General features: G+C 72.5%; 17 protein-coding genes and 1 pseudogene. 9 read left to right on the forward strand and 9 right to left on the reverse strand.

Going from position 1 to position 25,049, the window contains the following annotated elements:
* The first annotated feature begins 38 nt into the window (after positions 1-38).
* The 3 genes from Voc01_RS23605 to Voc01_RS23615 are packed head-to-tail and all read left to right on the forward strand — an operon-like array spanning position 39 to position 4,766.
* Positions 39-3,002 (forward strand): alpha-mannosidase, encoded by a 2,964-nt coding sequence (locus Voc01_RS23605; RefSeq protein ID WP_203929691.1) that lies wholly within the window; start codon positions 39-41, stop codon positions 3,000-3,002.
* 52 nt (positions 3,003-3,054) lie between these two features.
* Positions 3,055-4,164 (forward strand): LLM class flavin-dependent oxidoreductase, encoded by a 1,110-nt coding sequence (locus Voc01_RS23610; protein ID WP_203929692.1) that lies wholly within the window; start codon positions 3,055-3,057, stop codon positions 4,162-4,164.
* Entirely contained in the window at positions 4,161-4,766 is a 606-nt protein-coding gene (locus tag Voc01_RS23615; protein ID WP_203929693.1) for a CE1759 family FMN reductase, read from the forward strand. The genes Voc01_RS23610 and Voc01_RS23615 overlap by 4 nt, the downstream gene beginning before the upstream one ends.
* A 40-nt stretch (positions 4,767-4,806) precedes the next feature.
* On the opposite strand, the gene Voc01_RS23620 is transcribed toward Voc01_RS23615, so the two are convergent.
* From Voc01_RS23620 to Voc01_RS23635, 4 genes are all read right to left on the reverse strand, one after another.
* Positions 4,807-5,604, reverse strand: coding sequence for a serine hydrolase family protein (locus Voc01_RS23620; RefSeq protein ID WP_203929694.1), 798 nt, complete (start codon positions 5,602-5,604; stop codon positions 4,807-4,809).
* A gap of 173 nt (positions 5,605-5,777) precedes the next feature.
* On the reverse strand, positions 5,778-7,046 hold the full coding sequence (locus Voc01_RS23625) for a DNA polymerase domain-containing protein (protein WP_203929695.1): 1,269 nt from the start codon (positions 7,044-7,046) through the stop codon (positions 5,778-5,780).
* Positions 7,039-7,824 carry an alpha/beta fold hydrolase gene (locus tag Voc01_RS23630; RefSeq protein WP_239160428.1) on the reverse strand — a complete coding sequence of 262 codons (786 nt, stop codon included), beginning with the start codon at positions 7,822-7,824 and terminating at the stop codon, positions 7,039-7,041. Before Voc01_RS23630 ends, Voc01_RS23625 begins: the two co-directional genes overlap by 8 nt.
* A gap of 9 nt (positions 7,825-7,833) precedes the next feature.
* The gene (locus tag Voc01_RS23635) at positions 7,834-8,700 is read right to left on the reverse strand and encodes a LysR family transcriptional regulator (RefSeq protein ID WP_203929696.1); all 867 of its coding nucleotides are present in this window, start codon (positions 8,698-8,700) and stop codon (positions 7,834-7,836) included.
* A gap of 88 nt (positions 8,701-8,788) precedes the next feature.
* Between Voc01_RS23635 and metE the strand changes: the two genes are divergently transcribed.
* Positions 8,789-10,927 carry a 5-methyltetrahydropteroyltriglutamate--homocysteine S-methyltransferase gene (gene metE / locus Voc01_RS23640; protein WP_239160429.1) on the forward strand — a complete coding sequence of 713 codons (2,139 nt, stop codon included), beginning with the start codon at positions 8,789-8,791 and terminating at the stop codon, positions 10,925-10,927.
* Between the two features lie 206 nt (positions 10,928-11,133).
* Here metE and Voc01_RS23645 read toward each other — a convergent pair whose 3' ends face one another.
* Positions 11,134-11,784, reverse strand: coding sequence for a M15 family metallopeptidase (locus Voc01_RS23645; protein WP_239160430.1), 651 nt, complete (start codon positions 11,782-11,784; stop codon positions 11,134-11,136).
* A 101-nt stretch (positions 11,785-11,885) separates the two neighbouring features.
* On the opposite strand from Voc01_RS23645, the gene Voc01_RS23650 reads away from it, so the two are divergent.
* Complete coding sequence (locus tag Voc01_RS23650; RefSeq protein WP_203929698.1) at positions 11,886-12,884, forward strand: GNAT family N-acetyltransferase; 999 nt, start codon at positions 11,886-11,888, stop codon at positions 12,882-12,884.
* Here the strand turns inward: Voc01_RS23650 and Voc01_RS23655 are convergent.
* Positions 12,871-15,171, reverse strand: a complete 2,301-nt coding sequence (locus Voc01_RS23655) for a putative bifunctional diguanylate cyclase/phosphodiesterase (RefSeq protein ID WP_203929699.1) — start codon at positions 15,169-15,171, stop codon at positions 12,871-12,873. The two genes, Voc01_RS23650 and Voc01_RS23655, sit on opposite strands and share 14 nt — an antisense overlap.
* Positions 15,172-15,232: 61 nt before the next feature.
* Here Voc01_RS23655 and Voc01_RS23660 point away from each other — a divergent pair, with 61 nt between their 5' ends.
* Positions 15,233-16,087 (forward strand): pentapeptide repeat-containing protein, encoded by an 855-nt coding sequence (locus Voc01_RS23660; RefSeq protein WP_239160440.1) that lies wholly within the window; start codon positions 15,233-15,235, stop codon positions 16,085-16,087.
* Positions 16,088-16,123: 36 nt separating this feature from the next.
* Positions 16,124-17,026 (forward strand): hypothetical protein, encoded by a 903-nt coding sequence (locus tag Voc01_RS23665; protein ID WP_203929700.1) that lies wholly within the window; start codon positions 16,124-16,126, stop codon positions 17,024-17,026.
* 33 nt (positions 17,027-17,059) lie between these two features.
* On the opposite strand, the gene nrfD is transcribed toward Voc01_RS23665, so the two are convergent.
* The 3 genes and pseudogenes from nrfD to fdh form a co-directional block, all read right to left on the reverse strand.
* The gene (nrfD, locus tag Voc01_RS23670) at positions 17,060-18,022 is read right to left on the reverse strand and encodes an NrfD/PsrC family molybdoenzyme membrane anchor subunit (RefSeq protein ID WP_203929701.1); all 963 of its coding nucleotides are present in this window, start codon (positions 18,020-18,022) and stop codon (positions 17,060-17,062) included.
* Positions 18,019-18,831 (reverse strand): 4Fe-4S dicluster domain-containing protein, encoded by an 813-nt coding sequence (locus Voc01_RS23675; protein ID WP_203929702.1) that lies wholly within the window; start codon positions 18,829-18,831, stop codon positions 18,019-18,021. The genes nrfD and Voc01_RS23675 overlap by 4 nt, the downstream gene beginning before the upstream one ends.
* A 3-nt stretch (positions 18,832-18,834) precedes the next feature.
* Positions 18,835-22,062: pseudogene (gene fdh / locus Voc01_RS23680) on the reverse strand (formate dehydrogenase); the annotation flags it as partial.
* 62 nt (positions 22,063-22,124) lie between these two features.
* On the opposite strand from fdh, the gene Voc01_RS23685 reads away from it, so the two are divergent.
* A complete protein-coding gene (locus tag Voc01_RS23685; RefSeq protein WP_203929704.1) occupies positions 22,125-23,567 on the forward strand; it encodes a dihydrolipoyl dehydrogenase family protein in 1,443 nt (480 codons plus the stop codon).
* Positions 23,564-25,045 (forward strand): glucose-6-phosphate dehydrogenase, encoded by a 1,482-nt coding sequence (gene zwf / locus Voc01_RS23690; RefSeq protein ID WP_203929705.1) that lies wholly within the window; start codon positions 23,564-23,566, stop codon positions 25,043-25,045. The genes Voc01_RS23685 and zwf overlap by 4 nt, the downstream gene beginning before the upstream one ends.
* The last annotated feature ends 4 nt before the right edge of the window (positions 25,046-25,049 follow it).

Here is a 25,049-nt window from a genome sequence, read left to right on the forward strand (position 1 = left end):
GTGGACGCGGGAGCCGGTTCTTCGAGGGGAGACGGGGCATGCACGACGATCGGCGGGTCATCGAGGCGCGCATCGACCGGACGCTCCGCGAGCGGATCCGGCCGGCCGTGTACCCGCATGCCGTGCCGCTAGCGGTGCACGTCTGGCACGTGCCGGGTGAGCCGGTGCCGGTGGCCGAGGGGCTGCGGGCCACGTACGCGCCGGCCGCGGTCGGCGACGCGTGGGGTCCGCCGTGGGGCACCTCGTGGTTCCGCTTCACCGGCGAGGTGCCGGCCGAGTGGGCCGGGCGCACCGTGGAGGCCGTGCTCGACCTCGGGTTCTCGCACCCGGGTCCCGGGTTCTCGGCCGAGGGGCTGGTGTACCGGCCCGACGGCTCACCGGTGAAGGGGCTGCATCCGAAGAGCCACTGGGTGCGCCTCACCGAACGGACGGTCGACCTCTACGTCGAGGCGGCGGCCAACCCGCTGATCGTCGGCCCGGTCACCGCGCTCGGTGACCCGCTGACCGCCGGCGACGCCCCGCTCTACCGCCTCGCCCGCGCCGACGTGGCGATCTTCGACGAGACCGTGTGGAACCTCGCCCACGACCTCGACGTGCTGGTCGACCTCATGCGGCAGCAGTCGCTCGAGTCACCCCGCCGCTGGGAGATCCTGCGGGCCTGCGAGCGCGCGCTCGACGTCCTCGATCTGTTCGACCTGGAGGCGACGGCCGCGGCGGCGCGCGAGAAGCTCGCGCCCGCGCTGGCGCTGCCGGCCCACCCGGACGCGCACACGCTGTACTCGGTGGGGCACGCGCACATCGACTCGGCGTGGCTCTGGCCGCTGCGGGAGACCGTCCGCAAGGTCGCCCGCACCGCGGCCAACGTGGTGTCGCTCATGGACGACGACCCCGACGTCGTGTTCGCGATGTCGCAGGCGCAGCAGCTCGCGTGGATCAAGGAGCACCGGCCGGAGATCTTCACGCGGGTCAAGGAGAGGATCGCCGACGGGCGGTTGGTGCCGGTGGGCGGCATGTGGGTCGAGGCCGACGCCAACATGCCCGGCGGCGAGGCGATGGCGCGCCAGTTCGTGCACGGCAAGCGCTTCTTCCTCGACGAGTTCGGCATCGAGACCGAGGAGGTGTGGCTGCCCGACTCGTTCGGCTACTCGGCGGCGCTGCCGCAGCTCATCAAGCTGTCGGGCTCGAAGTGGTTCCTCACGCAGAAGATCTCGTGGAACGAGACGAACAAGTTCCCGCACCACACGTTCTGGTGGGAAGGGCTCGACGGCACCCGGATCTTCACCCACTTCCCGCCGGTCGACACGTACAACGTCGAGTTCTCGGGCAAGCAGCTCGCGCACGCGGTGGCGAACTTCGAGGAGAAGGGCGCCGCGTCGCGGTCGCTCGCACCGTTCGGCTACGGCGACGGCGGTGGCGGCCCGACCCGCGACATGATGGCCCGTGCCCGCCGGCTGGCGAACCTCGCCGGCTCGCCCCGGGTGCGGATCGCCGCGCCGGCGCGGTTCTTCGAGGACGCCCACACCGAGTACCCCGACGCGCCGGTGTGGGTGGGGGAGCTGTACCTGGAGCTGCACCGCGGCACCTACACGAGCCAGGCCAAGACCAAGCAGGGCAACCGGCGCAGCGAGCACCTCCTCCGCGAGGCGGAACTGTGGGCCGCGACCGCCGCCGTGCGGGCGGGCTTCGCGTACCCGTACGAGCGGCTCGACCGGTTGTGGAAGACCGTGCTGCTGCACCAGTTCCACGACATCCTGCCGGGCTCGTCGATCGCCTGGGTCCACCGTCAGGCCCGCACCACCTACGCCGACGTCGCAGCCGAGCTGGGCGAGATCATCGACTCGGCACAGGAGTCGCTGTCAGGTGCAGGTGAGGGTGTGGTTGTGTTCAACGCCGCGCCGCACGGCCGGAACGGGGTTCCGGCGGGGGGAGCGCATCCCGAGTGGGCGCCCGCGGAGCACTCCGCTGTCGAAGAGGCCGATGGTGGGTACGTTCTCGACGACGGTCTGCTCCGGGTGGTGGTCGATGCCCGGGGCCTCATCACCTCCGTCGTGGCCGACGGGCGGGAGGCGGTCGCGCCGGGGAGCGCGGCGAACCTGCTGCAGCTGCACCCCGACCACCCGGCCAACTGGGACGCCTGGGACGTCAACCACTACTACCGCAACACCGGCACCGACCTCGTCGACCTCGTGTCGATGGAGGCGCGCGACGGCGCCGTGGTGGTGAGGCGGGCGTTCGGGGCGTCGACGGTGGAGCAGGTCGTCTCGGTGGCCGACGGCACCGTGGAGATCGACACGGTGGTCGACTGGCACGAACGGGAGAAGATCCTCAAGGCCGCGTTCCCGCTCGACGTGCGGGCCGACCGGTCGGCGTCGGAGACCCAGTTCGGGCACGTGTACCGGGCGACCCACCGCAACACCTCCTGGGAGGCGGCCCGGTTTGAGATCTGCGCCCACCGCTGGGTGCACGTCGGCGAGCCGGGGTGGGGCGCGGCCGTGGTGAACGACTCCACGTACGGCCACGACGTCACGTCGACGGTCCGCGACGACGGGGGCACCACCACGACCGTGCGGCTGTCGCTGCTGCGGGCGCCGCGGTTCCCCGACCCGGAGACCGACCAGGGCGAGCACCGGTTCCGGTACGCGCTCGTGCCCGGTGCCACGATCGGCGACGCGGTGCGCGCCGGTTACCGGATCAACCTGCCGGCGCGGCGGCAGCCCGGCAACGCGGTCGTCGAGCCGCTGGTGGCGGTCGACAACGACGCCGTGGTGGTCGAGGCGGTCAAGCTGGCCGACGACGGGAGCGGCGACGTCGTGGTGCGGCTGTACGAGGCGCTCGGCGGGCGGGCGTCGGCCCGGCTCACGGTCGACTTCCCGCTGGCCGCCGCGGCTGAGACCGACCTGCTGGAGCGCGTGCTCACGCCGTCCGCTCGCGAAGGTGGCACCGTCGCGATCACCTTGCGCCCGTTCCAGGTTGTGACCTTGCGCCTGACCCCTGGGAATTAATTGCGTAAGCAAGTAGTTTGGAGGGGCAAGAACCTATTAGGGAGCGCGCGAAATGCACTTCGGGATCTTCACAGTCGGCGACGTGACGCCCGACCCGACCACGGGACGGGAGCCGACGGAGGCTGAGCGGATCAAGGCGATGGTCGCGATCGCGCTGAAGGCCGAAGAGGTCGGGCTCGACGTGTTCGCGATGGGTGAGCACCACAACCCGCCGTTCGTGCCGTCGTCGCCGACCACCATGCTCGGCTACATCGCGGCCCGCACCGAGCGGCTGCTGCTGTCGACCGCGACCACCCTGATCACCACCAACGACCCGGTGAAGATCGCCGAGGACTACGCGATGCTGCAGCACCTGGCCGACGGCCGGGTCGACCTCATGATGGGGCGCGGCAACACCGGGCCGGTGTACCCCTGGTTCGGCCAGGACATCCGGATGGGCATCCCGCTGGCGGTCGAGAACTACGCGTTGCTGCGCCGGCTGTGGCGCGAGGACGTGGTCGACTGGGAGGGCAAGTTCCGCACGCCGCTGCAGTCGTTCACCTCGACGCCCCGTCCGCTCGACGGCGTGCCGCCGTTCGTGTGGCACGGCTCGATCCGCAGCCCGGAGATCGCCGAACAGGCGGCCTACTACGGCGACGGGTTCTTCGCGAACCACATCTTCTGGCCGGCGTCGCACACCCAGCGGATGGTCGGTCTGTACCGGCAGCGGTTCGAGCACTACGGTCACGGCTCGGCCGACCAGGCCATCGTGGGCCTCGGCGGGCAGGTCTTCATGCGCAAGAACTCGCAGGACGCGGTGCGCGAGTTCCGCCCGTACTTCGACGAGGCGCCGGTGTACGGTCACGGGCCGTCGCTGGAGGAGTTCACCTCCCAGACGCCGCTCACCGTGGGCAGCCCGCAGCAGGTCATCGACCGCACGCTGGGCTTCCGGAAGTACGTCGGTGACTACCAGCGGCAGCTGTTCCTGGTCGACCACGCCGGTCTGCCGTTGAAGACGGTGCTGGAGCAGCTCGACATCCTCGGCGAGGAGGTCGTGCCGGTGCTCCGCAAGGAGTTCGCGGTCGGCCGTCCCGCGCACGTGCCCGACGCGCCGACCCACGCGTCGCTGGTTGCCGCCGCGGCCGCCTCCGACGTCGACGCCCTGGAGGTGGCCTCCCAGTGACAGAGCGCACGCTCGCGGTGGTGTCCGCCGGCCTGAGCCAGCCCTCGTCCAGCCGACTGCTGGCCGAGCGGCTGGCCGCCGCGGTCGCGGCCGCGTCTCCCGAGGTGCGGGTACTGCCGGTGATCGAGGTGCGCGACCACGCCCACGACGTGGTCAACAACCTCCTCACCGGCTTCGCCCCGCAGCCCCTGGCCGAGGTGCTGCGCACGATCGCCGGCGCCGACGGTCTCGTGGCCGTGACGCCCACCTTCAACACGTCGTACAGCGGGCTGTTCAAGTCCTTCTTCGACGTGTTCGAGGAGGGCTCCCTCCACGACAAGCCGGTGCTCCTCGGTGCCACCGGCGGCACCGCCCGCCACTCGCTGGCCCTCGACTACGCCCTGCGTCCGATGTTCGCGTACCTGCGCGCGGCACCGGTCGCCACGTCCGTGTTCGCCGCCCCGGAAGACTGGGCCACCGGCGGAGCGGGCACGGCTCTGGCCGCCCGGATGAGCCGGGCCGGCCGGGAACTGGCCGAGGAGATGCTCCGCCGGGCACCGGCCACGGTCCTCGACCCCTTCGAGCTGACCACCACGTTCGACCAGCTCCTCGCCGGCGACTGACCCGGCCCCGAACCGGAACGCCGCCCCGTGCCGGCGGCGGTCAGGCCGGGGTGGCGCCGGGGATCCTCAGCGAGCGCACCAGGTCGGTGACGGTCGCCGTGGCACGGGCGAAGGCGGTGCCGTCGGGGTGGGAGGTCAGGACCGCCACCACCGCGCGGTCGTCGGCACCGACGATGCCGGTCGTGTGCAGGACCTCGCCGGCCAGGTCGACGGGGGCCGCCCGGTGCACCGGTAGCGCGCCCGGGGCCTCCATTTGCACCGGTAGCGCGGCCGGGGCCGTGCACGGGGTCGCCGGGGTGTCGCCGAAACCCGACCAGCCCTGCTTCACCGCCCACGGCCGGGCCAGCGCGGTGGGAATGCCGAACGACTGGTCGTACCGGTCGGTGCCGCACCTCGTCGAGGCGCGGAGGTTGCCCAGCACGTAGTCACGCACCGCCGGCGGGGCCTGGTCGAGCAGGTAGCGGTAGATCTTCACCACGTCGGCGGCGCTCATCGCCGTGTAACCCCAGAACCCCGGCTGGCCGGCCGGTGGCGGATCGGTGTCGACCAGCCCCAGGCGCTGCGCCATCCGCGTCACCAGCGCCCGCTGGCCGCCGCGCCGCCAGAAGAACGTCGCGGCCGCGTCGTCGCTGGAACGGAGCATCACGTCGAGACGGCCGCGGTCCGCCGCGGGCACCGCCCCCGACGACCACGTCACGTCGAGGACGATGAGCAGCTTGACCAGCGACGCCGAGCGGTACGACGTCGACGGCGCCACGCTGTACACGAACTCGCCCGTCCGCCGGTCGAACACCACGACCGACGCCGCGACCCCGGCCGGAACGACCGGCGGCGGCACGGCGGCGGAAGCGGAAGCGGAGGCGGCCGAGGAAGCAGTACCCGAAGCGGCACCCGAACCGGGAGCAGCGGCCGACGCGGAACCGGAGGCCGGAGTGGCGGCGGAGGTCCGGCCGCCGCTGTCACACGCGGCGAGTGACAGGCAGAGAGTCAGGAGGAGGAGCGCGGGGCGCCTCACGGTGCCGGCTGCTCCGGCGGCGGGGTCCACCCCTCGAACGGGTCGTAGTCGACCTCCAGCTCCTCCTGGGCCGGCCGCTCGTCGGTGGGGATGTTCGTGACGTTCAGGCGCACCCGGTACCACGCCGTACTGCGTCCCCGCATCGCGTCCACCAGCACCTCCGACGGCTCGAGCCGCTCGACGATGCCCGGGTGGCGGACCTTCCAGCGCTCCAGGCCCTCCAGCGCCTCCTCGCGCGTGCGCGCCCGGCTGATCTCGATGAGCGCCGCCGACGTGCGGCGGCGGCCCGACGCCCCGTACGACTTGCCCGGCGCGGCCGGCGCGACCTCCCCGCCCTGCGCGGGGTCGAGGTCCTTCTGGCGGTCGGCCAGGTCGAGCAGCGAGTCGAGCGTGCCGGCCGCGTCGTCGATGCCGCTCCACGGGTCGCCGCGCTCGGCGTACCGGGCCGGCATCGTGTCGATCGTGAACGCGGCCGGGTCGCAGTCGGGCACCTCGTCCCAGCTCAGCGTTGCGCTGACCCGGGCGTCCGGCGTCGGCCGCACCGAGTAGCCGGCCGCGGTGGTGCGGTCCTTGGCGTTCTGGTTGTAGTCGACGAAGACCCCGTGCCGCTCCTCCTTCCACCAGCGCGCCGTCGCGATGTCGGGCGCCCGCAGGGCGATCTCGCGGGCGAGTGCCGCGGCGGCGCGGTGCACCTCGCGGAACGTCCACGCCGGCGCGATGCGGCAGAAGATGTGGAAGCCGCGCGAGCCGGTGGTCTTCGGCCAGCCGGTGAGCCCGTGCTCCGCGAGCACCTCGCGGGCCACCAGCGCCACGTCGCGCACCATCGCCCACGGGACGCCCGGCACTGGGTCGAGGTCGACCCGCAGCTCGTCGGGGTGGTGGACGTCGCCGGAGCGCACCGGGTGCGGGTGCAGGTCGACGCAGCCGAGGTTGACCACCCAGGCGAGCTGGGCGGCGTTGCGCACGACGATCTCGTGGGCCGAGCGTCCCGACGGGTACTTCAGCTCGACGGTCTCCACCCATTCGGGACGCTTGTCGGGCGCCCGCTTCTGGAAGAACGCCTCCTTGTCGATGCCGTTCACGTAGCGCTTGAGCGCCATCGGCCGGTCGCCGACCGCCGTCAGCGCGCCGCCGGCGACGGACAGGTAGTAGCGGACGAGGTCGAGCTTGGTGTGCCCGGTGGCCGGGAAGTACACCTTGTCGGGGTTCGTGACCGTGACGTCGATCCCGTCGACTTCGAGAACCTCCGACTTCGCCTTAGCCATGGTCGGCGTCGAGGAAGTCGTCGATCATCGGGGCGAGCCAGGCGCCGTGAGCGGCCACCCCGGTGTGGGTGGTGCCCGGCAGGATCGCCAGACGCGAGCGGGGCAGGCCCACGATGTCGCCGTTGACGCCGCCGCCGAGCAGCCGGAACGTCTCCACGGCGTGCTCGGGACGCAGGATGTCGGAGTCGCCGGCCACCAGCATCACCGGCGCGGTGAGCGCCCGGATCGCCTCGTCCGGCCAGACCGGCGTGTGCCGCGAGAACTCCTTCACCCGCTCGACGAGCCGCGGAAAGTCCTCGGGCTTCGGCGCCAGCTGCAGGTACTCGTCGTGGAACGGCGAGCCGTGGAGCATCTCCGGCTGCAGCGCGTCCATGCCGCCGCCGAACCCGGGGTGCATGCCCTCGGCGGTGACCGCGAGCGAGGCCAGCACGAGCTTGCGCACCCGCGACGGGAACCGGATCGCGGTCTCGAGCGCCACCCCGGCGCCGAGGCTGTAGCCGAACAGGTCGGCCCGCTCGATCTTGAGGTGCGTGAGCAGCTGCTCGATGTCGGAGGCGAGCGTCTCGACCCGGATCGGCCGGTCGATGTCGGCGGTACGGGCGTGGGCCTGTAGCTCGACGCCGATCACCTGGCGGCGCTCGGCCAGCGCCGGCGCGACCGCGCCGAACGAGGTGCCGATGCCGGAGAACGCGCCGTGCAGGAGCACCACGGGATCGCCGTCCCCGTGGATCTCGTAGTACAGGTCCAGTCCGTTGACCGGTGCGTATCCGTTGTCCACGCCGCCAAGCTACCGGGTGCGCAGGGCCTCCTGCACGGTTGCGACAAGCGCCATGACGGCCGGCGAGGCCGCCTCCGGCGCCCAGACGAGCCCGTACGTGGTGCGCAGGTCGCCGGCGTCGAGCGGCACGAACCGCACGTCGGGCCGCCGGACCGTCTCGACGACCAGCCGGGGCGTGGCCAGCACCCCGGCACCGGCGGCGACCAGGTCGAGGGGTGCGGCGAAGTCGTCGAGGTCCGGGCCGACCACGCGGTGCTGCCGTACCAGGGCCGCGAGCCGGGCCCAGGTCGAGCCGGGTGGACGGGTCGCGGGCAGCAGCATCCGGTGCCGGCCCAGGTCGGCCGGGCGCAGCAGCGTCCGCGCGGCGAGCGGACCACCGGCCGGCACGGCCAGGTGCGCGACCGGCACCTGGAACCGGGCGGTCGTGGGCCGGCCGGCGGGGAACGGGTAGCTGAGGATCGCGGCCGGCACGTCACCGGCGCCCAGGGCGGCGGTGGCCGCGCTCCACCCGGCCGGCCGCAGGTCGACGTCGACGGCCGGCGTGCGGGCGGCGAGGCGCCGGGCGACGCGGGCCACCAGCGGCCCGACCAACGGCGGATAAGCAAATCGAATGGTGGGCACGGCCTGCCGGGCGGCCTCGTCGCGCAGCGCGGTGGCGGCCGCGAGCAGCGCCTCGGCGTACGGCAGCAGGGCCCGTCCGGGACCGGTGAGGCGCACCGCCCGGTTGCCGCGCTCGAACAACCGGGTGCCGAACGAGCGCTCCAGGCGCCCGATCGCCTGGCTGACCGCGGGCTGGGAGAGCCGCAGGTCGTGGGCGGCGCCGGAGAAGCTGGCCCGCTCGGCGACCCGCACGAAGCACGCCACGTCGCGCAGCATCCGCCCACTATAAGCAGAGCGAATGGGACGGGCGTCCGCCCGCGCCTATCGCCAGGATCGGCCGGTCCGACCTGCCGAAGGAGCAACCGTGCCGTTCCCCGCGTCCACCGTCCTGGGCTACCCGCGCATCGGGCCCCACCGCGAGCTGAAGCGCGCCCTGGAGGCCTACTGGGACGGCCGCGCCGGCCGCGCCGACCTCGACCGCGTCGGCGCCGACCTGCGCGCGCGGACCTGGCACACGCTCGCCGGCCGGGGCCTTTCGGGGCTGCCGTCGAACACGTTCTCCGAGTACGACCAGGTGCTCGACACGGCCGTGCTGCTCGGCGCCGTACCCGAGCGGTTCCGGAAGGAGAAGGACCCCTACTTCGCGATGGCCCGGGGCACCGCGGAGACGCCGCCGCTGCGCATGACGAAGTGGTTCGACACGAACTACCACTACATCGTCCCGGAGCTGCCGCCGGCGTTCCGGCTCGACGCGACCAAGCCGCTCCGGGAGCTGCGCGAGGCCCGCGCGCTCGGGTACGACACCCGCCCCGTCTTCGTGGGGCCGGTGACGTTCCTGCTCCTCGCCGACGACCCCGACCTGTCGCGGCTGCCCGAGGTGCTCGACGAGTACGCGAAGCTGCTCGGGATCCTCGCCGCCGAGCGGGTGGAGTGGGTGCAGTTCGACGAGCCCGCGTTCGTCACCGACGCTGTCACCGAAGCCCACGTGGCGGCGGCCTACGACCGGCTCGCCGCGGTGGCCGAACGGCCGTCGCTGTTCGTGGCGACCTACTTCGGCGACCCCGGCGCGACGCTGCCCGCCCTGGCCGCCACCGGCGTCGAGGCGATCGGGCTCGACCTCGTGCGCGGCCCGGTTCCGTCGGTGCCGCTCACCGGGAAAACCGTGGTGGCCGGTGTCGTCTCGGGCCGCGACGTGTGGCGCACCGACCGCGGGGCCGCGCTCGCCGCCCTGTACGCCGTGCGCGACCTGGGAGCGTCGGTCGCGGTCGGTACCTCGTGTTCGCTCACGCACGTCCCCTATGATCTTGATCTTGAGCCCGACCTCGACGCCGCGCTACGGGCGCGGCTGGCGTTCGCCGACCAGAAGGTCACCGAGGTCGTCGACCTGGCCGCGGCCTTCGCCGGGGGCGAGGCCGCGGGTGAGGTGCCGGCTCCTGTCGTGGACCGCGTGAGCGCGCCCCCGGCCCGGCGCGGGCCCTACGCGGCGAGGCGGGCGGCCCAGGCGGGGCTGGGGCTGCCGCCGCTGCCGACGACCACGATCGGATCGTTCCCGCAGACCGGTGACCTGCGTTCCCTGCGGGCCCGGCTGGCCTCCGGCGAGCTGTCGGACGCGGAGTACCGGCGGCACATCGAGGCCGAGATCGAGCGGGTGATCCGCCTCCAGGAGCGGCTGGGGCTCGACGTGCTGGTGCACGGCGAACCCGAACGCAACGACATGGTGCAGTACTTCGCCGAGCACCTCGACGGCTTCGCCGTCACCCGCCACGGGTGGGTCCAGTCGTACGGGTCCCGGTGCACCCGGCCACCGATCCTGCACGGCGACGTCCGGCGGCCGGAGCCGATCACCGTGCGCTGGACCTCCCACGCCCGGTCGCTGACCGACCGGCCGGTGAAGGGCATGCTGACCGGACCGGTGACGATCGTGGCCTGGTCGTTCGTGCGTGCCGACCTGCCGCTGCGGGCCGTGGTGCACCAGGTGGCCGGCGCGATCCGGGAGGAGGTCGCCGACCTGGCCGCCACGGGCGTGTCGATCATCCAGGTCGACGAGCCGGCCCTGCGCGAACTGCTGCCGCTGCGCCGCTCCGCGCAGGCCGAATACCTGTCGTGGGCCGTCGACGCGTACCGCCGCGCCACGTCGTCGGCCCCGGACGGCGTGCAGATCCACACCCACCTGTGCTACTCCGACGCCAACGAGATCCTGTCGGCGATCGACGGCCTGGACGCCGACGTCACCACGATCGAGTCGGCCCGCTCGCACGGCCGGATCCTCGGTTCCCTGACCGACGGCTTCAGCCGCGGACTCGGGCCGGGCGTGTACGACATCCACTCGCCGCGGGTCCCGTCGGTGGAGGAGGTGTCGTCGTCGCTGGCGGCCGTGCTGAAGACGCTCCCGGCCGACCGCGTGTGGGTCAACCCGGACTGCGGCCTGAAGACGCGGACGTACGACCAGGTGGAGGCCGCGCTGGCGAACCTGGTGACCGCGGCCCACCGCGCCAGGGCCTAGACGATCTGTTCCGAGGACTCTGGCTGTCCGTCCGCTTGTTTCGTGATGAGCGTCGGGAGTTTCGCCATGCCGACACATCGATGATCACGAACGGATGGGAGGTTATCAACATAAACAGGTGTTTTTGATGTTGATAACCTCCCACCCGTCGGCGTGAGTTGGTGGCCGCGCTGGCGAACGTGGTGACCGCCGCCCACCGCGCCCGCCTAGGCGCGGGGGCGGTAGGCCCAGTGCCACGGCTCGCGGGGCGTGTTCTCCACGAACCCGTAGCGACCGGCGTTCGCGCGCATCCACGCCTGGGCCTTCGAGTTCAGGTCGAGGTCGGCGGCCATGCCCCAGCCGTGGTCGCTGGTGCCGGGCTTCGCGGCGAGGCCGCCCTGCGAGTACAGGCCCTTGCGCTTGGCGAGGTCGACCTGCTCGGCGAAGGAGCGGTAGGAGTCGGTGATGCCGATCGTCACGCCGTCGCGGCGGGCGTCGGCGATCAGCCGCGTCAGCGAGTCGGCGGCCGGGGTCCAGAGGCGGTGCCGGGTGTCGCCCACCTGGCCCAGCGCGCCCGACGGGATGCGACCGTTGCCGTAGGCGGCGAGGTCGGCCGGTATGCCCTTGGCGTTCAGGTTCGCCTTGCCGGTGCCGGCGACACCGGCGCCGGCGGCCCCGGCGCCGAGGGCGCCCATCGCGGTCGAGCCGGCGCCCATGCTCCGCAGCGTCTCCGCGAAGGCGTTTCCGCCGGCGGTGGTGGCCGTACCGGTGGGAGCGGTCGCGGTTGCCGTGCCGGCCGGCCAGCCGCCGGCGCGCACCGCGGCGAGCTGGGACTCGATGTAGGCGATGCGGCTGGAGATGCTGCTGATCGCGTCCAAAGGTTGATCCCCCCGTGAGTCGGCCCTCCCAGATCGGCCCGGATCCCGGCCCCGTGAGGAATTCGCTCGCGTTTGCTCCGGTGACGCTGTCTCATGGCCGCATGGACCCCGCCTGGCTCGACCCGGAACAGCTCGATCACCGTGACGTCGCGGGCGCCGTCGCGGTCGTCGAGGCGGCCCGGGCCGCCGACACCCCGGTGCTGGTACCGGTGCTGTCCACCTCGTACACCTACCGCCTCAAGCACGGGTGGGACGGCGATCCCCCGGCCACCGCCGTGCACCGCAACGCCCGCGGCCGCGTCGACGGGGTGCTCGACGTGTGGCTGCCGCGGTGGGACAACACGCACCTCGCCACGATCGGGGTCACCGTCGACCCGCTGTCGCGGGGCAACGGGCTCGGGCGGGCGCTCTTCGAGGCCGGCATCGCGCGGGCCCGCGCCGAGAACCGCACCACGGTGCTGGCCGACACGCACGACTACCCCACCGGCGTCGGGTTCCTCACGGCGATGGGGATGTCCCAGGCGTCCGAGGTGATGCTGCGCCGCCAGGACCCCGCGGACCTCGACTGGAGCCGGCTCGACACGCTCCACGCGTCGGCGGAGGCGAAGGCCGGCGCGTACGAGCTGGTGCGGATCGCGGGACCGACGCCCGACGACCAGCTGGACGCGGTCACCGTCCTGACCGCCGCGATCAACGACGCGCCCACCGACGGCCTCGACGTCGAGGACGACGTGTTCACGCCGGAGCGGGTACGCCGGTTCGAGACCTCCCAGGTGCTGCGCGGCCGCCGCATCTACCGGCTGATGGCCCGGCACCGCGACACCGGCGAGCTGGCCGGGCACACCATCGTCGTCGTCGACGGTGAGCGGCCGTGGATCGGCTTCCAGCTCGACACCAGCGTGGTACGGGCGCACCGCGGCTACCGGCTGGGGCTGCTGTTGAAGATCGGCATGCTGCGGTGGCTCGCCGTCGAGGAGCCGCAGCTGCGCTCGGTCGACACCGACAACGCCGCGTCGAACGGCTACATGATTTCGATCAACGACGCGATCGGCTACAAGGTGATCGGCAGCAAGCTGGAGTACCAGCTCAAGCTGAGCTGACCGGCTTGTCCGGAGCCGTGCCGACCCGCTCCTCCGGCAGGCTCGGCCACCCGTGCGCGGCCCGGCTCACCAGGTCGTCCATCGCGTCCGCGGCCAGCGGCTCGGCGAAGTGGTAGCCCTGGGCGTTGTCGCAGCCGAGCATGGTCAGCTCGGTCGCCTGCGCGGGCTGCTCGATGCCCTCGGCCACCGTGTCGAGCTTGAGCACCTGCCCGAGCCGGATCACCGCCTCGGCGACGGCAGCCCCGGCCGGGTCGCCGTTCAGCTCCGCCACGAAGCTCCGGTCGATCTTGAGAATGTCCACCGGCAGCCGGCTCAGGTACTGGAGGCTGGAGTAGCCGGTCCCGAAGTCGTCGACGGCCACCCGCACGCCGCGTGTCCGCAGCTCGACCAGGTGCGCGAGCGCGGTGGCCTCGTTGACCAGCGCGCTCTCGGTGACCTCCAGCACCAGGTTGGCCGGGTCGTAGCCGATGCGGTCGATCAGCTCACCCACCTCGGCGGCGAACCGGGGCCGCTCCAGCTGCAGCGCCGAGACGTTCACGCTCAGGTAGATGCTCTTCGGCAACCGCTCCTGCCACTCCTTGACCCGCACGAGCGCCTCCTCCAGCACCCACGCGCCGATCCCGTGGATGTGCCCGGTCTCCTCGGCAAGCGGGATGAACGTCGCCGGCGGCACGACGCCACGGGTCGGGTGGTGCCACCGGGCCAGCGCCTCCACCCCGGCGAGCCCGCCCGACGACAGCGCCACGATCGGCTGGTAGGCGACCCGCATCTCGCCGTCGGCGACGGCGCGGCCCAGCTCCTCGCCCAGCACCGCCAGCTCCCGGCCGAGTTCCATGCTCCCCTCGACGTACACCTGCCAGCCGTGGGTGCGCCGTCGCTTCGCGACGTACATCGCCACGTCGGCGCAGTGGAGCAGGTCGCGCTCGGCGGCGGGACCCGCGCCGTCGGGAAACGCGCTCAACGCGACGCCGATGCTGGTCCGCAGCGTCCTCTCCGCGCCGTCGACGACGACCGGGGTCTCCAGGGCACCCAGGATCCGGTCGGCGACGGCCGTGGCCGCCGCGACGTCGTCGACGCCGTCGAGCAGGATGGCGAACTCGTCGCCGCCGAGCCGTGCCACCAGGTCGCCGGCGCGCACGCTCTGGCGGAGCACGTCGGCGAACGCGATCAGCACCTGGTCGCCCGCGTCGTGCCCGTGCGTGTCGTTGACCTGCTTGAACCCGTCGAGATCGAGCAGCAGCACCCCGGTGGCGCGACCGTCGCGCGCCGACCGCCGGGCACTGCGCGCCAGCGCGTCCCGCAGTCGCATCCGGTTCGCGACGCCGGTCAGCCGGTCCGTCACCAACAGGGCCTGGTTCTCGCGGAGGGTGAGGATCTGACGCACGGTGATCCCGACGGTCATCACGACCCCGCCCGCGACGAGGCCGTACCAGCGCGCGACGCCGGCCGCCCAGGCGGCGTAGGCCAGGACGCCGTAGCCGAGGAGCAGCGCGGCGAACGGCAGCCCGCTGCCGCGCGGATTGCGCGGACGCGCCGGCCGGGTCGGTCCGCCGGCCAGCCTGATCTGCTCGACGGCGGCCGCGACCAGGAAGAACAGCGGAACCGGGACGAGCACGCTGCCCACCACCGGACCCTCGCCGATCTTCACGACCGCGAGGTAGAAGTCGACGACGAGGTAGCTGAGCGTGCCGGCGAGCAGGAGGTTCAGCGGCCGGCGACCGTTGAGCACCGCGCCACGCAGCAGCATCGTGCAGACGCCGAGGATCAGCATAAGGTCGCTGACCGGGACGATGAGCGCCCGGGTGCTCGCCGGGTCGGTGATCGCCGGTCCGACGAGGAAGTACCAGGCGAGCATCACCCCGGCGCCGACCACCGTGACGACGTCCATCGCGAGCTTCCAGCCGGCCCGCCCGTCGAGCGGCTGGGCGGCGAACATCAGCAGGCCGATGAGCAGCACCAGCACGAACGCGATCCGACCGCCGATGCTCAGCACCTGCGGCAGCGGCAGCTCGTCGTCCTCGGTGACCGCGTAGATCCCGAAGCCGACGCTGGCCAGCCACAGGGCCACGAAGCACCCCATCACCATCCACCACGGGCGGCGCTGCGCGGGCGTGAGCGCGGGATGGGTGGCCGCCTTTCCGGCGTAGACCGCGCCGGCGAGGTTCAACGCGAGAAACGTGCAGCTGGCGACCGCGGTGTGCGCGGTCGTGCCGTGGGTGGCCGCGAGCGCGACGACGGCGGGCGGGAAGAACAGGTACGGCAGCAGCAGTCCCGTCTTGGTTCCCACGTCCGGAGCGTCGTCGCGGTGCGGCGCGACCTGAGGATTACCGCTCTGGTAGGCATGGGGGATACGCCAGATTCCCCTCGCCCGGCTGCGGGCCGACTGTGCCAACTGCTTCGGTCTGTGCTGCGTGGCGCCCGCGTTCGTCCGCTCGTCGGACTTCGCGATCGACAAGCCGGCCGGCCACGCGTGCCCGAACCTGGGCGCCGACTTCCGGTGCGGAATCCACGCGTCCCTGCGGCCGCGCGGCTTCGCCGGCTGCACGGTGTTCGACTGCTTCGGTGCGGGTCAGCAGGTCTCGCGGGTCACCTACGGCGGCCGCAGCTGGCGCGACGACCCGGACACCGCGGGCCAGATGTTCGCGGTGTTCGGAGTGCTGCGGCACCTCCACGAGCTGCTGTACTACCTCACCGAGGCGCTGGCGATGCCCCGGGCCGCCGCGCTGCACGGCGCGCTGGCCGAGGCCCGCGACGGTATCGAGGCGCTGGCGGCCGGGACGCCGGAGGAGGTGCTGGCGCTGGACGTGGCGCCGCTCCGCGCGGGCGTGGGCGAGCTGCTGGGCCGGGCGAGCGAGCTGGTCCGGTCTCACGGTGTTCGCCCTTCCCGTGGCCGGAAGCGGGACCGGCGGGGCGCCGATTTGATCGGCGCGGTTCTCACCGGCACCGACCTGCGGGGGGCCACCCTGCGCGGCGCGTACCTGATCGGCGCCGACCTGACCGGTGCCGACCTGCGCGGCTGCGACCTCCTCGGTGCCGACCTGCGCGGGGCCGACCTCGCGGGGGCCAACCTGGACGGCGCGCTGTTCCTGCTGCAGTCCCAGGTCGACTCGGCCACCGGTGACTCCCGCACGACCCTGCCGGACGGACGCGTCCGCCCCGCCCATTGGGGCGCCGCCCCTGGTGGGGTGGAGGCGGGCCGATAAAGTGACTCGGGTTGCCGACGCCACGGGGGTAGAAACGTGTCTGATCAGCCCACGGGGGATGAGCGTCCACTGCTGTGGCCCGGTGCGGGTGGCGGCTCCGGAGGTGGGTCCGGAGGCGGTTCCGGGGGCGGCTCCGGACCCGGCGAGGGCGGCCCCGAGCGCGGCCGGCCCACCGGTGGCGGCCCGTCTGGTGGCGGCCCAGCTGGTGGGGGTCCTGCCGGTGGTGGCCCTGCCGGTGGTGGCCCTGCCGGTGGTGGGCGGCGTCCGGCTTCCGAGGGGCAGCGGCCCGCGGCTTCCGAGGGGCAGCGGCCCGCGGCGCAGGCGCCGGCCACGCCGGCCTCGTCGACCGCCGAGGCCTCGAGCGGACCTCCGGCCGGCGGCGCCGGGATTCTCTGGCCCTCCTCGGTCACCGGGGGAGCGCAGCCGACCCTGCCTCCGGCCCCGTCCGGTCAGCGCGACGACGGGCCGGGCTTCGGCCACGGGCGACCCGGCTTCGGCCACGGTGCGGGGACCGGCTTCGCCCAGCCCGGTGGCGCACCCGGTGGCGGGCAGTTCGGCCACCCGGCACAGCCGGGACAGTCGGGACACGCGGGACCCCCGGGGCACGCCGGGTACGCCGGTCAGCCCGGTCACGCGGGGCGGCCCGGGCACCCGGGCCAGGCAGGGCATCCGGGGCACCCGGGTCAGGGCGGATATCCCGGACCGGGCGGGCATCCCGGTCAGCAGGGCCAGCCGGGGCAGTACGGGCGTCCGGGGCGGCCCAGTCGGCAGCAGGGCCGGCAGCAGGGCCGGCAGCAGGGTCAGCAGCCCGGCTACGGCTCCGCCGGCGCGCAGTACGGACGTCCGGCGGGTCGCGGCAAGGGCAAGCTGGTCGCGATCGTCCTCGTCGTCCTGGTGGTGCTGGCGGCCGCCGGCGCCGCCGCGTACTTCCTGCTCTGACTCACCGGCCCGCTCTCACCGACTGCTCCCGACTCACCGACCGAGGCGGGCCCGCTGCGGTTCGACCGTGTACTTCGGGTCGTTCCCCGACGCGACGCCGGCCTCGTAGATGCCGAACCTCGTCGCCAGTGACGCGGCGAGCAGGGCCACCCCCGACGCGGCCGTCGCCACCCGGCTGCGGCGGCCCAGCAGTGCGCCGGCCACCCCCAGCGCGGTCAGCGTCCGCCCGGCCCGCAGCAGCCGACCGGCCCGGCCGGTGGCGTAGGGCTCGCTGAGCAGGCCGTGCCGGGTCTCCGCCCGGTGCGCCCCGTACAGCTCCAGCGCCGCACCCGCGACCGCGATGCGCCGGGCCGGTGCGGCCTCGTCCAACCCACCGACGGCGGCCGCGACCAGCCCGACGCCGGCGCCGCTGGCCAGGGCGCTACCGGCGAACACGACGGGCAGTTCCCGGTGGGCCGCGTGCCACGACGGCATGGCCGTGTTGGCCAGCAGCACCCCCGTGTACGTGGCCAGCGCCGGCGCCACGGCTGCCGCGCCGAGCCCGGACACGCGCCCCACGCCGTCAGAGAAACGGCGCACCGCGGGAGAGCGCCGAGCCGCGAAGGAGCGCCGCACCGCGGGGAAGCGCGGCGTCGCGGACGGGCGGCGCAGCGCGAGCGGAGCCAGTTCCGCCGCGGCGGCCGTGCCGGCGAGGGCGCCGAACGCGCTGAGGATCCAGGTGCCCATCGACATCGGCGACGTGGGCTTGGCGACCCTGAGCATGTGGTGGAACCGCTCCGGCCGGCCCAGGTCGTTGATCAGGAAGTACGTGCTGGCGCCCAGCGCGGCCAGCGAGGTCAGCCGTCCGGCGCGGCGCAGCGTCGGCCGGTCGGTGAGGTCGGCGCCGGCCGCGAGCAGGGACGAGCCGGCCGCGAGCCCGCCGGTGAACAGGTACGCGGGAATGTCGTGCTTCCACACCGGCACCTTGACGATCGGCCGGCCGTAGTACGAGGTCATCGCCGTCTCCCCAGGAACGCCACCGCCACCGACGCCGCCATCGCGAGCGCCGCCACCCCGGCGCGCTTCCACATCTCGGGCAGGTCGCGGGTGGTCACCACCGGGTCCGGTGGCAGACCGTACACCTCGGGCTCGTCGAGCAGCAGGAAGAACGCGCCGTCGCCGCCCACGCCGTCGTTCTCGTCGTGGCCGTACAGCCGGGCCTCGGTCACGCCGGCCGCGTGCAGGGCGTCGACCCGCTCGGCCGCCTTGACGCGCAGCGTGGAGAGCTCGCCGAACTGGATGGACTCGGTCGGGCAGGCCTTCGCGCAGGCCGGGGTCATCCCGTCGCCGATCCGGTCGTAGCACAGCGTGCACTTCCAGGCCCGGCCGTCGTCCTTGCGCTGGTCGATGACCCCGTACGGGCACGCCGGGATGCAGTAGCCGCAGCCGTTGCAGATGTCCTCCTGCACCACCACGGTGCCGAACTCGGTGCGGAACAGCGACCCGGTGGGGCACACGTCGAGGCAGCCCGCGTGGGTGCAGTGCTTGCAGACGTTCGACATCATCAGCCAGCGCGGGTCGTCGCCACCGCCGAAGCCGGGCTGCTCGATGAACGCGACGTGCCGCCACGAGTTCGCGTCCAACCGGCCGGTGTTGTCGTAGGACATGCCCAGCAGGTTGAAGCCGTCGGCGGGGACGGCGTTCCACTCCTTGCAGGCCACCTCGCAGGCCTTGCACCCGATGCACACGCTGGTGTCGGTGAAGAACCCCATCCGCGGCGGCGCGTCGACGTATCCCGACACGGCGACCGGATCGTAGGAAGCCATCTATATCCCCGCCCGTCGCCGGTACCCGTTGACGAACGACAGCAGCTCGGGGCCGACGGGACGCCGGCCCGGCTGGATGTCGCAGGTGCCCACCTTGCTCTCCTGGATCAGCACGTTCGGGTCCAGGTTGATCCCGATCAGGTCGTTGGCCGAGTCGCCGGTGACCAGGCCGGTGCCTCCCCAGTGGTAGGGCAGCCAGATCTGGTGCAGGGTCCGCCTTTCGACCCGCAACGGCCGCAACCGCGAGGTGACGATCACCCGCGCCTCGATCACCGACCGCGCCGTGACGATGTGCGCCCAGCCCAGGTGCTCCAGCGACCGGAGTTCGGCGAGGGCGGGCGACACCTCGACGAACATCGCCGGCTGCAGCTCCGACAGGTATGCCAGCGTGCGGCTCATGCCGCCCGCGGTGTGGTGCTCGGTGAGCCGGCTGGTCGTGAAGACGAACGGGTACACCTCGTGGCGCCGGTCGGGTGGGCTGGGGTTGTCGGGGTTCTCCTCGCGCGGGTACGCCTTGCGCGTCGGGTTCGCCTGCTGCTTGTACAGCGGGTTGCCCGTGTGCGACTCGACCGGTTCGTAGTGGGTCGGCATCGGGCCGTCGATCAGCCCGGCCGGCACGTACAGCCAGCCCTTCCCGTCGCCCTGCATGATGAACGCGTCGTCGCCGGCCAGCGCCTCGACCCCGCTGGCGTCGGGCGGCGGGCGGTGGTCGGGCGGCAGGTTCTTCGGGAAGTCGGGCACGTCGTGCCCGGTCCACTCACCCTTCTCGGGATCCCACCACACGTAGGCCTTCCGCTCGCTCCACGGCCTACCGGAAGGGTCGGCCGAGGCCCGGTTGTAGAGCGTGCGCCGGTTCGCCGGCCAGACCCAGCCCCACTCCGGCGCGACCCAGGTCTGCTCCCGGCCGGGCTTGCGGCGGGCCGCCTGGTTCACGCCGTCGGCGTAGACGCCGGAGTAGATCCAGCAGCCGCCGACCGTCGAGCCGTCGTCGCGGTACTCGGAGAAGCCGGACAGGAGCCGACGGGACCCGACCTCGTACCCGTTGATCTCCTTCAGGACGTCGGAGGCGCCCGGCTCGTCGTGTGGGCCGTGGACGGGGTAGTCCCAGGCCAGGTCGAGCACGGGCCGGTCGCGGTCGAGGTCGGAGTCCGCGAGCCGCTCCCGGATCATCCGGCCCAGGTGGTAGAAGAACCAGAGCTCCGACCGGCAGTCGCCCGGCGGGTCGAGCGCCTTCTCCCGCCACTGCAGCATCCGCTGCGTCTGGGTGAACGTGCCCTCCTTCTCCACGTGCGAGGCGGCCGGCATCAGGAACACTTCCGTGCGACACGTGGAAGGTGAGATCTCGCCGGTCTCGATCTCTGGGCCGGTCTTCCAGAAGTTCGCGCTCTCGATCTCGTAGAGGTCGCGGACCACCAGCCAGTCGAGGTTGGCCATGCCCAGGCGCTGCGCCTTGCCGTGCGCCGACCCGACCGCCGGGTTCTGGCCGAGCAGGAAGTACCCCTTGACCTTGCCGTCGATCATGTTCAGCACCTGCTGATAGGTGCCGTGGTCGCCGGTCAGCCGGGGCAGGTGGTCGAAGAGGAAGTCGTTTCCGGCGGTGGCGTTCTCCCCGAAATACGCCTTCAGCAGCGAGACCGCATACGCGCCGGCGTTCGCCCAGAAGCCCTTCTGACCGGGGTGCCGGATGCTGTCGACCCACTCCGTGAGCGACGTGTGCTCGTCGGCCCGCGGCATCGGCAGGTAGCCGGGCAGCAGGTTGAACAGCGTCGGGATGTCGGTGGACCCCTGGATGCTGGCGTGCCCGCGCAGCGCCATGATGCCGCCGCCCGGGCGACCCATGTTGCCCAGGAGCAGCTGGATGATCGCGCCGGTGCGGATGTACTGGACGCCCACGCTGTGCTGCGTCCAGCCGACCGAGTAGACCAGCGCGGTCGTCTTCTCCCGGCCGGAGTTCGCGGTCCACGCCTCGCACACCGCGAGGAAGTCGGCCACCGGCACGCCGCAGACCCGCTCGACCAGCTCGGGCGTGTACCGGGCGAAGTGCCGCTTCAGCACCTGGTAGACGCACCGCGGGTGCTGCAGCGTCTCGTCGCGTTCCAGCTCCGAGGGAACAGGCGCGCCGTGCGACTCGTGCTGCAGGCCGGCCGCGGTCTCCCGTTCGGCGTGGGTGTCTCCCGAGTCGTCGCCGGCGCCGCCGCCGGTGCGGTCGACGTCCTGACCCTTGTAGTTCCACGACGACGGGTCGTACGTGTTCGTGTCGGGGTCGAAGCCGGAGAACAGCCCGTCGAGGTCCTCGGTGTCGACGAAGTCGTCACGCAGGATCGTGGCCGCGTTGGTGTAGGCGAGCACGTATTCACGGAAGTCGAGCTCGTTCTCGAGGATGTACCGCACGATCCCACCGAGAAACGCGATGTCCGACCCCGCCCGCACGGCGACGAACCGGTGCGCGAGCGCGGAGGTCCGCGTGAACCGGGGATCGACGTGGATGACCGTGGCCCCACGGTTCTTGGCCTCGATCACCCACTGGAAGCCCACCGGATGGGCCTCGGCCATGTTCGAGCCCTGGATGATGATGCAGTCGGCGTTCGCCAGATCCTGCTGGAAACCGGTCGCGCCACCGCGACCGAAGCTGGTTCCCAGACCGGGAACCGTGGCGGAGTGTCAAATACGGGCCTGGTTCTCGATCTGGATCGCGCCCAGAGCGGTGAAGAGCTTCTTGATCAGGTAGTTCTCTTCGTTGTCGAGCGTGGCGCCGCCGAGGCTGGAGATGCCCAGGGTGCGGTTGACCCGCCGTCCTTCGGCGTCGTGCGACTCCCAGGTCTCCGCACGCGCCTTGACCACGCGGTCGGCGATCATTTCCATCGCCGTCTCGAGGTCCAGGTCCTCCCACTCGGTGCCGTAGGCCCGCCGGTACTTCACCGACCGGAGCCGGTCGGGGTTGGTGACCAGGCTCTTGCTCGCGGAGCCCTTGGGACACAGCCGGCCGCGGGAGATCGGCGAGTCGGGGTCGCCCTCGATCTGGGTGACCACGCCGTCGCGCACGAACACCCGCTGCCCGCAGCCCACCGCGCAGTACGGGCAGACCGAGCGCGCAACGTGATCGGCATCACCCGTCCGGGCGTGCAGCGAGGCCGACCGCGCAGACTGCGCCGCGGCGCCCCGCCCGAGCGGGTCGGTGCCCGTGACCTGCCGGTACACCGGCCACAGGTGCAACAACCGACGGACGCCCACGATGCGAGCCTAAGGGAGTTCAGGGCAACCTGCTCGGCTGGCGGGCACGGTAGCGTGCTCTCGTGACTGATCAGTGGGACGTGATCGTCGTGGGCGGGGGTCCGCCCGGCGAGAATGCCGCGAGCTACGCGATCCAGGGCAGTAGCCGCACCGCGGCCATCGTGGAGAAGGAACTGGTCGGCGGCGAGTGCTCGTACTGGGCCTGCATGCCGAGCAAGGCGCTTCTGCGTCCCGTCGACGTGGTCGACGCGGCGAACGCGCTCACCGGGGTCCGCGGGGCCACGCTCGACGTGGCCGGCGTCCTCAAGCGGCGTGACCAGTTCACCCACAACCACGACGACAGCTCCCAGGTCGGCTGGGCCAACTCCGTCGGCATCGACGTCGTGCGCGGCCGGGGGCGTATCACCGGTCCCAGGGAGCTCACGGTCACCGGCACCGACGGCACGGAACGGACGATCCGCGCGAACCACGCGGTGGTCCTCGCCACCGGCACCACGGCGGCGGTTCCGCCGGTGCCCGGGTTGCGCGAGGCGCTGCCGTGGACCTCCCGCGACGCGACCAACCTGCATGAGGTGCCGTCGAAGGTCGCCGTGATCGGCGGAGGTGTCGTGGCCTGCGAGGCGGCCGTGTGGCTGCGCGCGCTCGGCGCCGAGGTGGTCATGCTGGTGCGCGGCGACGCGCTGCTCGGCCGCAGCGAGCCGTTCGCGAGCGCGCTGGTCGCCGAGCGGTTCGCCGAGCTGGGTATCGACGTGCGGTTCAACGTGAGCGTCGAGCGGGTGTCGCGCAAGTCGCCGGCCGACACCGGCGAGGGGCGGGTCCACGGTGGCCCGGTCGACCTGGTCGCGGGCGGCGAGACGCTCGTCGTGGCCGAGGTCGTCGTCGCGGCGGGCCGCGTTCCGGCCACGGGCGATCTGGGACTGGACGCGCTGGGCCTGTCCCTGAAGAACGGCTTCGTCGAGGTGGACGACCACCTGACCGTCCCCGGGCACGACTGGCTGTACGCCGTCGGCGACATCACCGGGCGCGCCCTGCTCACCCACATGGGTAAGTACCAGGCCCGCATCGCGGGCACAGTGATCGGCGCGCGCGCCGAGGGGCGTCCCCTCGACGGCCCCCGCTACCGCGACGTGGCCGACCACGACATGGTGCCGCAGGTCGCGTTCTGTGACCCGCAGGTGGCGAGCGTCGGCCTCACCGAGGCGGCGGCCCGCCAGCGCGGCATCGACGTGGAGACCGTCGAGTACGACCTGGGCAACGTGGCCGGGGCGTCGCTGCAACGCGACGGGTACAAGGGCCGTGCCGGCCTGGTCATCGACCGGACGTCCGACGTTCTCGTCGGCGCCACCTTCGTCGGACCCGACGTTGCTGAACTGGTACACGCCGCCACCATCGCGGTGGTCGGCAAGGTGCCGGTCTCGACGCTCTGGCACGCCGTCCCGTCGTACCCGACGGTGAGTGAGATCTGGCTTCGCCTGCTCGAAGCCCGTGGGGAGGATTCTTCATGAACGACCTGCCGGTCGAAGCCGATGATCGTCGCGCACCGCCGACCACCCTGGTGATCTTCGGTGCGTCGGGTGACCTGACCGCCCGCAAGCTGGTGCCGGCCCTCAAGCGGCTCAACCACCACAAGCGGCTGGCCAAGGAGTTCGCCGTCGTCGGGGTGGCCCGCAGTCCGATGAGCGACGACGAGTTCCGCGCCAAGTGCTCCAACGGGCCCGACGACGGCCTGCTGCAGCGGTTCCGGTACCTCGCCGGCGGCTACGACGACCCCGACACCTACGCCCGGCTGAAGACGCTGCTCGACGAGCTCGACGAGCAGCTCGGCACCGGTGGCAACCGGGTGTTCTACCTGTCCACCCCGGCGCAGGCGTTCGAGCCGGTGGTGCGCGGGCTCACCGCCGCCGGGCTCAACCACGGCGCCGGGCCCGAGAGCTTCTCCCGCGTGGTCATCGAGAAGCCGTACGGCAACGACCTGGCCAGCGCGAAGGCGCTCGACGACACCGTGCACGCCGGGTTCGACGAGTCACAGGTGTTCCGCATCGACCACTACCTCGGCAAGGACACCGTGCAGAACGTGCTGGCGCTGCGGTTCGCCAACGCGATCTTCCAGCCGATCTGGGACCGCACGTGGGTCGACCACGTGCAGATCACGGTCGCCGAGACGCTCGGTGTCGGCACCCGGGGCAGCTTCTACGAGCATGCCGGCGCCACCCGCGACATCCTGCAGAACCATGTGCTGCAGGTGCTCGCGCTGGCCCTGATGGAGCCGCCGGCCTCGTTCTCGCCGGAGAACGTACGCAACGAGAAGGTCAAGCTGCTCCAGTCGATCCGGCTGCCCACCACCCGCGACATCGACCGCATCGCGGTGCGTGGCCAGTACAGCCGCGGCGGCACGTCCGACGAGCTGATGCCCGGCTACCGCGAGGAGGTCGGCGTCAACCCGCGGTCGAAGACCGAGACGTACGCGGCCCTGCGCCTCGACGTCGACAACTGGCGCTGGGCGGGTGTGCCGTTCTACGTGCGCACCGGCAAGCGGCTGCCGCAGCGGCTCACCGAGGTGGTGCTGCAGTTCCAGCGCCCGCCGCACCTGCCCATCCGGGCCGACCAGGTCAGCGAGCTCAAGCCCGACGCGCTGATCCTGCGCATCCAGCCCGACGAGGGCATCACGCTGCGCTTCGGCGCGAAGGTGCCGGGGCACTCGTTCCAGGTGCGGTCGGCGTCGATGGAGTTCTCGTACCAGGAGACGTTCAAGGAGGAGTCACCGGAGGCGTACGAGCGGCTGCTGCTCGACGCGATGATCGGCGACCCCACCCTGTTCATCCGCTCCGACGAGGTCGAGCACAGCTGGCGCATCGTCGACCCGATCGTGGCCCACTGGCAGGAGTCCGACGGGCGCATCCCGTTCTACGAGGCGGCGAGCTGGGGGCCGTCGGAGGCCGACCAGCTGCTCGAACGCGACGGGCGGGCCTGGCATAACGGCTGAGCAT

Source organism: Virgisporangium ochraceum, from assembly GCF_016863655.1.
GTDB lineage: Bacteria > Actinomycetota > Actinomycetes > Mycobacteriales > Micromonosporaceae > Virgisporangium > Virgisporangium ochraceum.

Bases quoted from the DNA above. Each gene is read 5' to 3' on its own strand.
- Voc01_RS23605 (WP_203929691.1), top strand. From the start codon at position 39: ATGCACGACGATCGGCGGGTCATCGAGGCGCGCATCGACCGGACGCTC.
- Voc01_RS23675 (WP_203929702.1), bottom strand. From the start codon at position 18,831: ATGGCTTCCTACGATCCGGTCGCCGTGTCGGGATACGTCGACGCGCCG.
- nrfD (WP_203929701.1), bottom strand. From the start codon at position 18,022: ATGACCTCGTACTACGGCCGGCCGATCGTCAAGGTGCCGGTGTGGAAG.
- Voc01_RS23625 (WP_203929695.1), bottom strand. From the start codon at position 7,046: ATGGCTAAGGCGAAGTCGGAGGTTCTCGAAGTCGACGGGATCGACGTC.
- zwf (WP_203929705.1), top strand. From the start codon at position 23,564: ATGAACGACCTGCCGGTCGAAGCCGATGATCGTCGCGCACCGCCGACC.
- Voc01_RS23635 (WP_203929696.1), bottom strand. From the start codon at position 8,700: ATGCTGCGCGACGTGGCGTGCTTCGTGCGGGTCGCCGAGCGGGCCAGC.
- Voc01_RS23650 (WP_203929698.1), top strand. From the start codon at position 11,886: ATGGACCCCGCCTGGCTCGACCCGGAACAGCTCGATCACCGTGACGTC.
- Voc01_RS23610 (WP_203929692.1), top strand. From the start codon at position 3,055: ATGCACTTCGGGATCTTCACAGTCGGCGACGTGACGCCCGACCCGACC.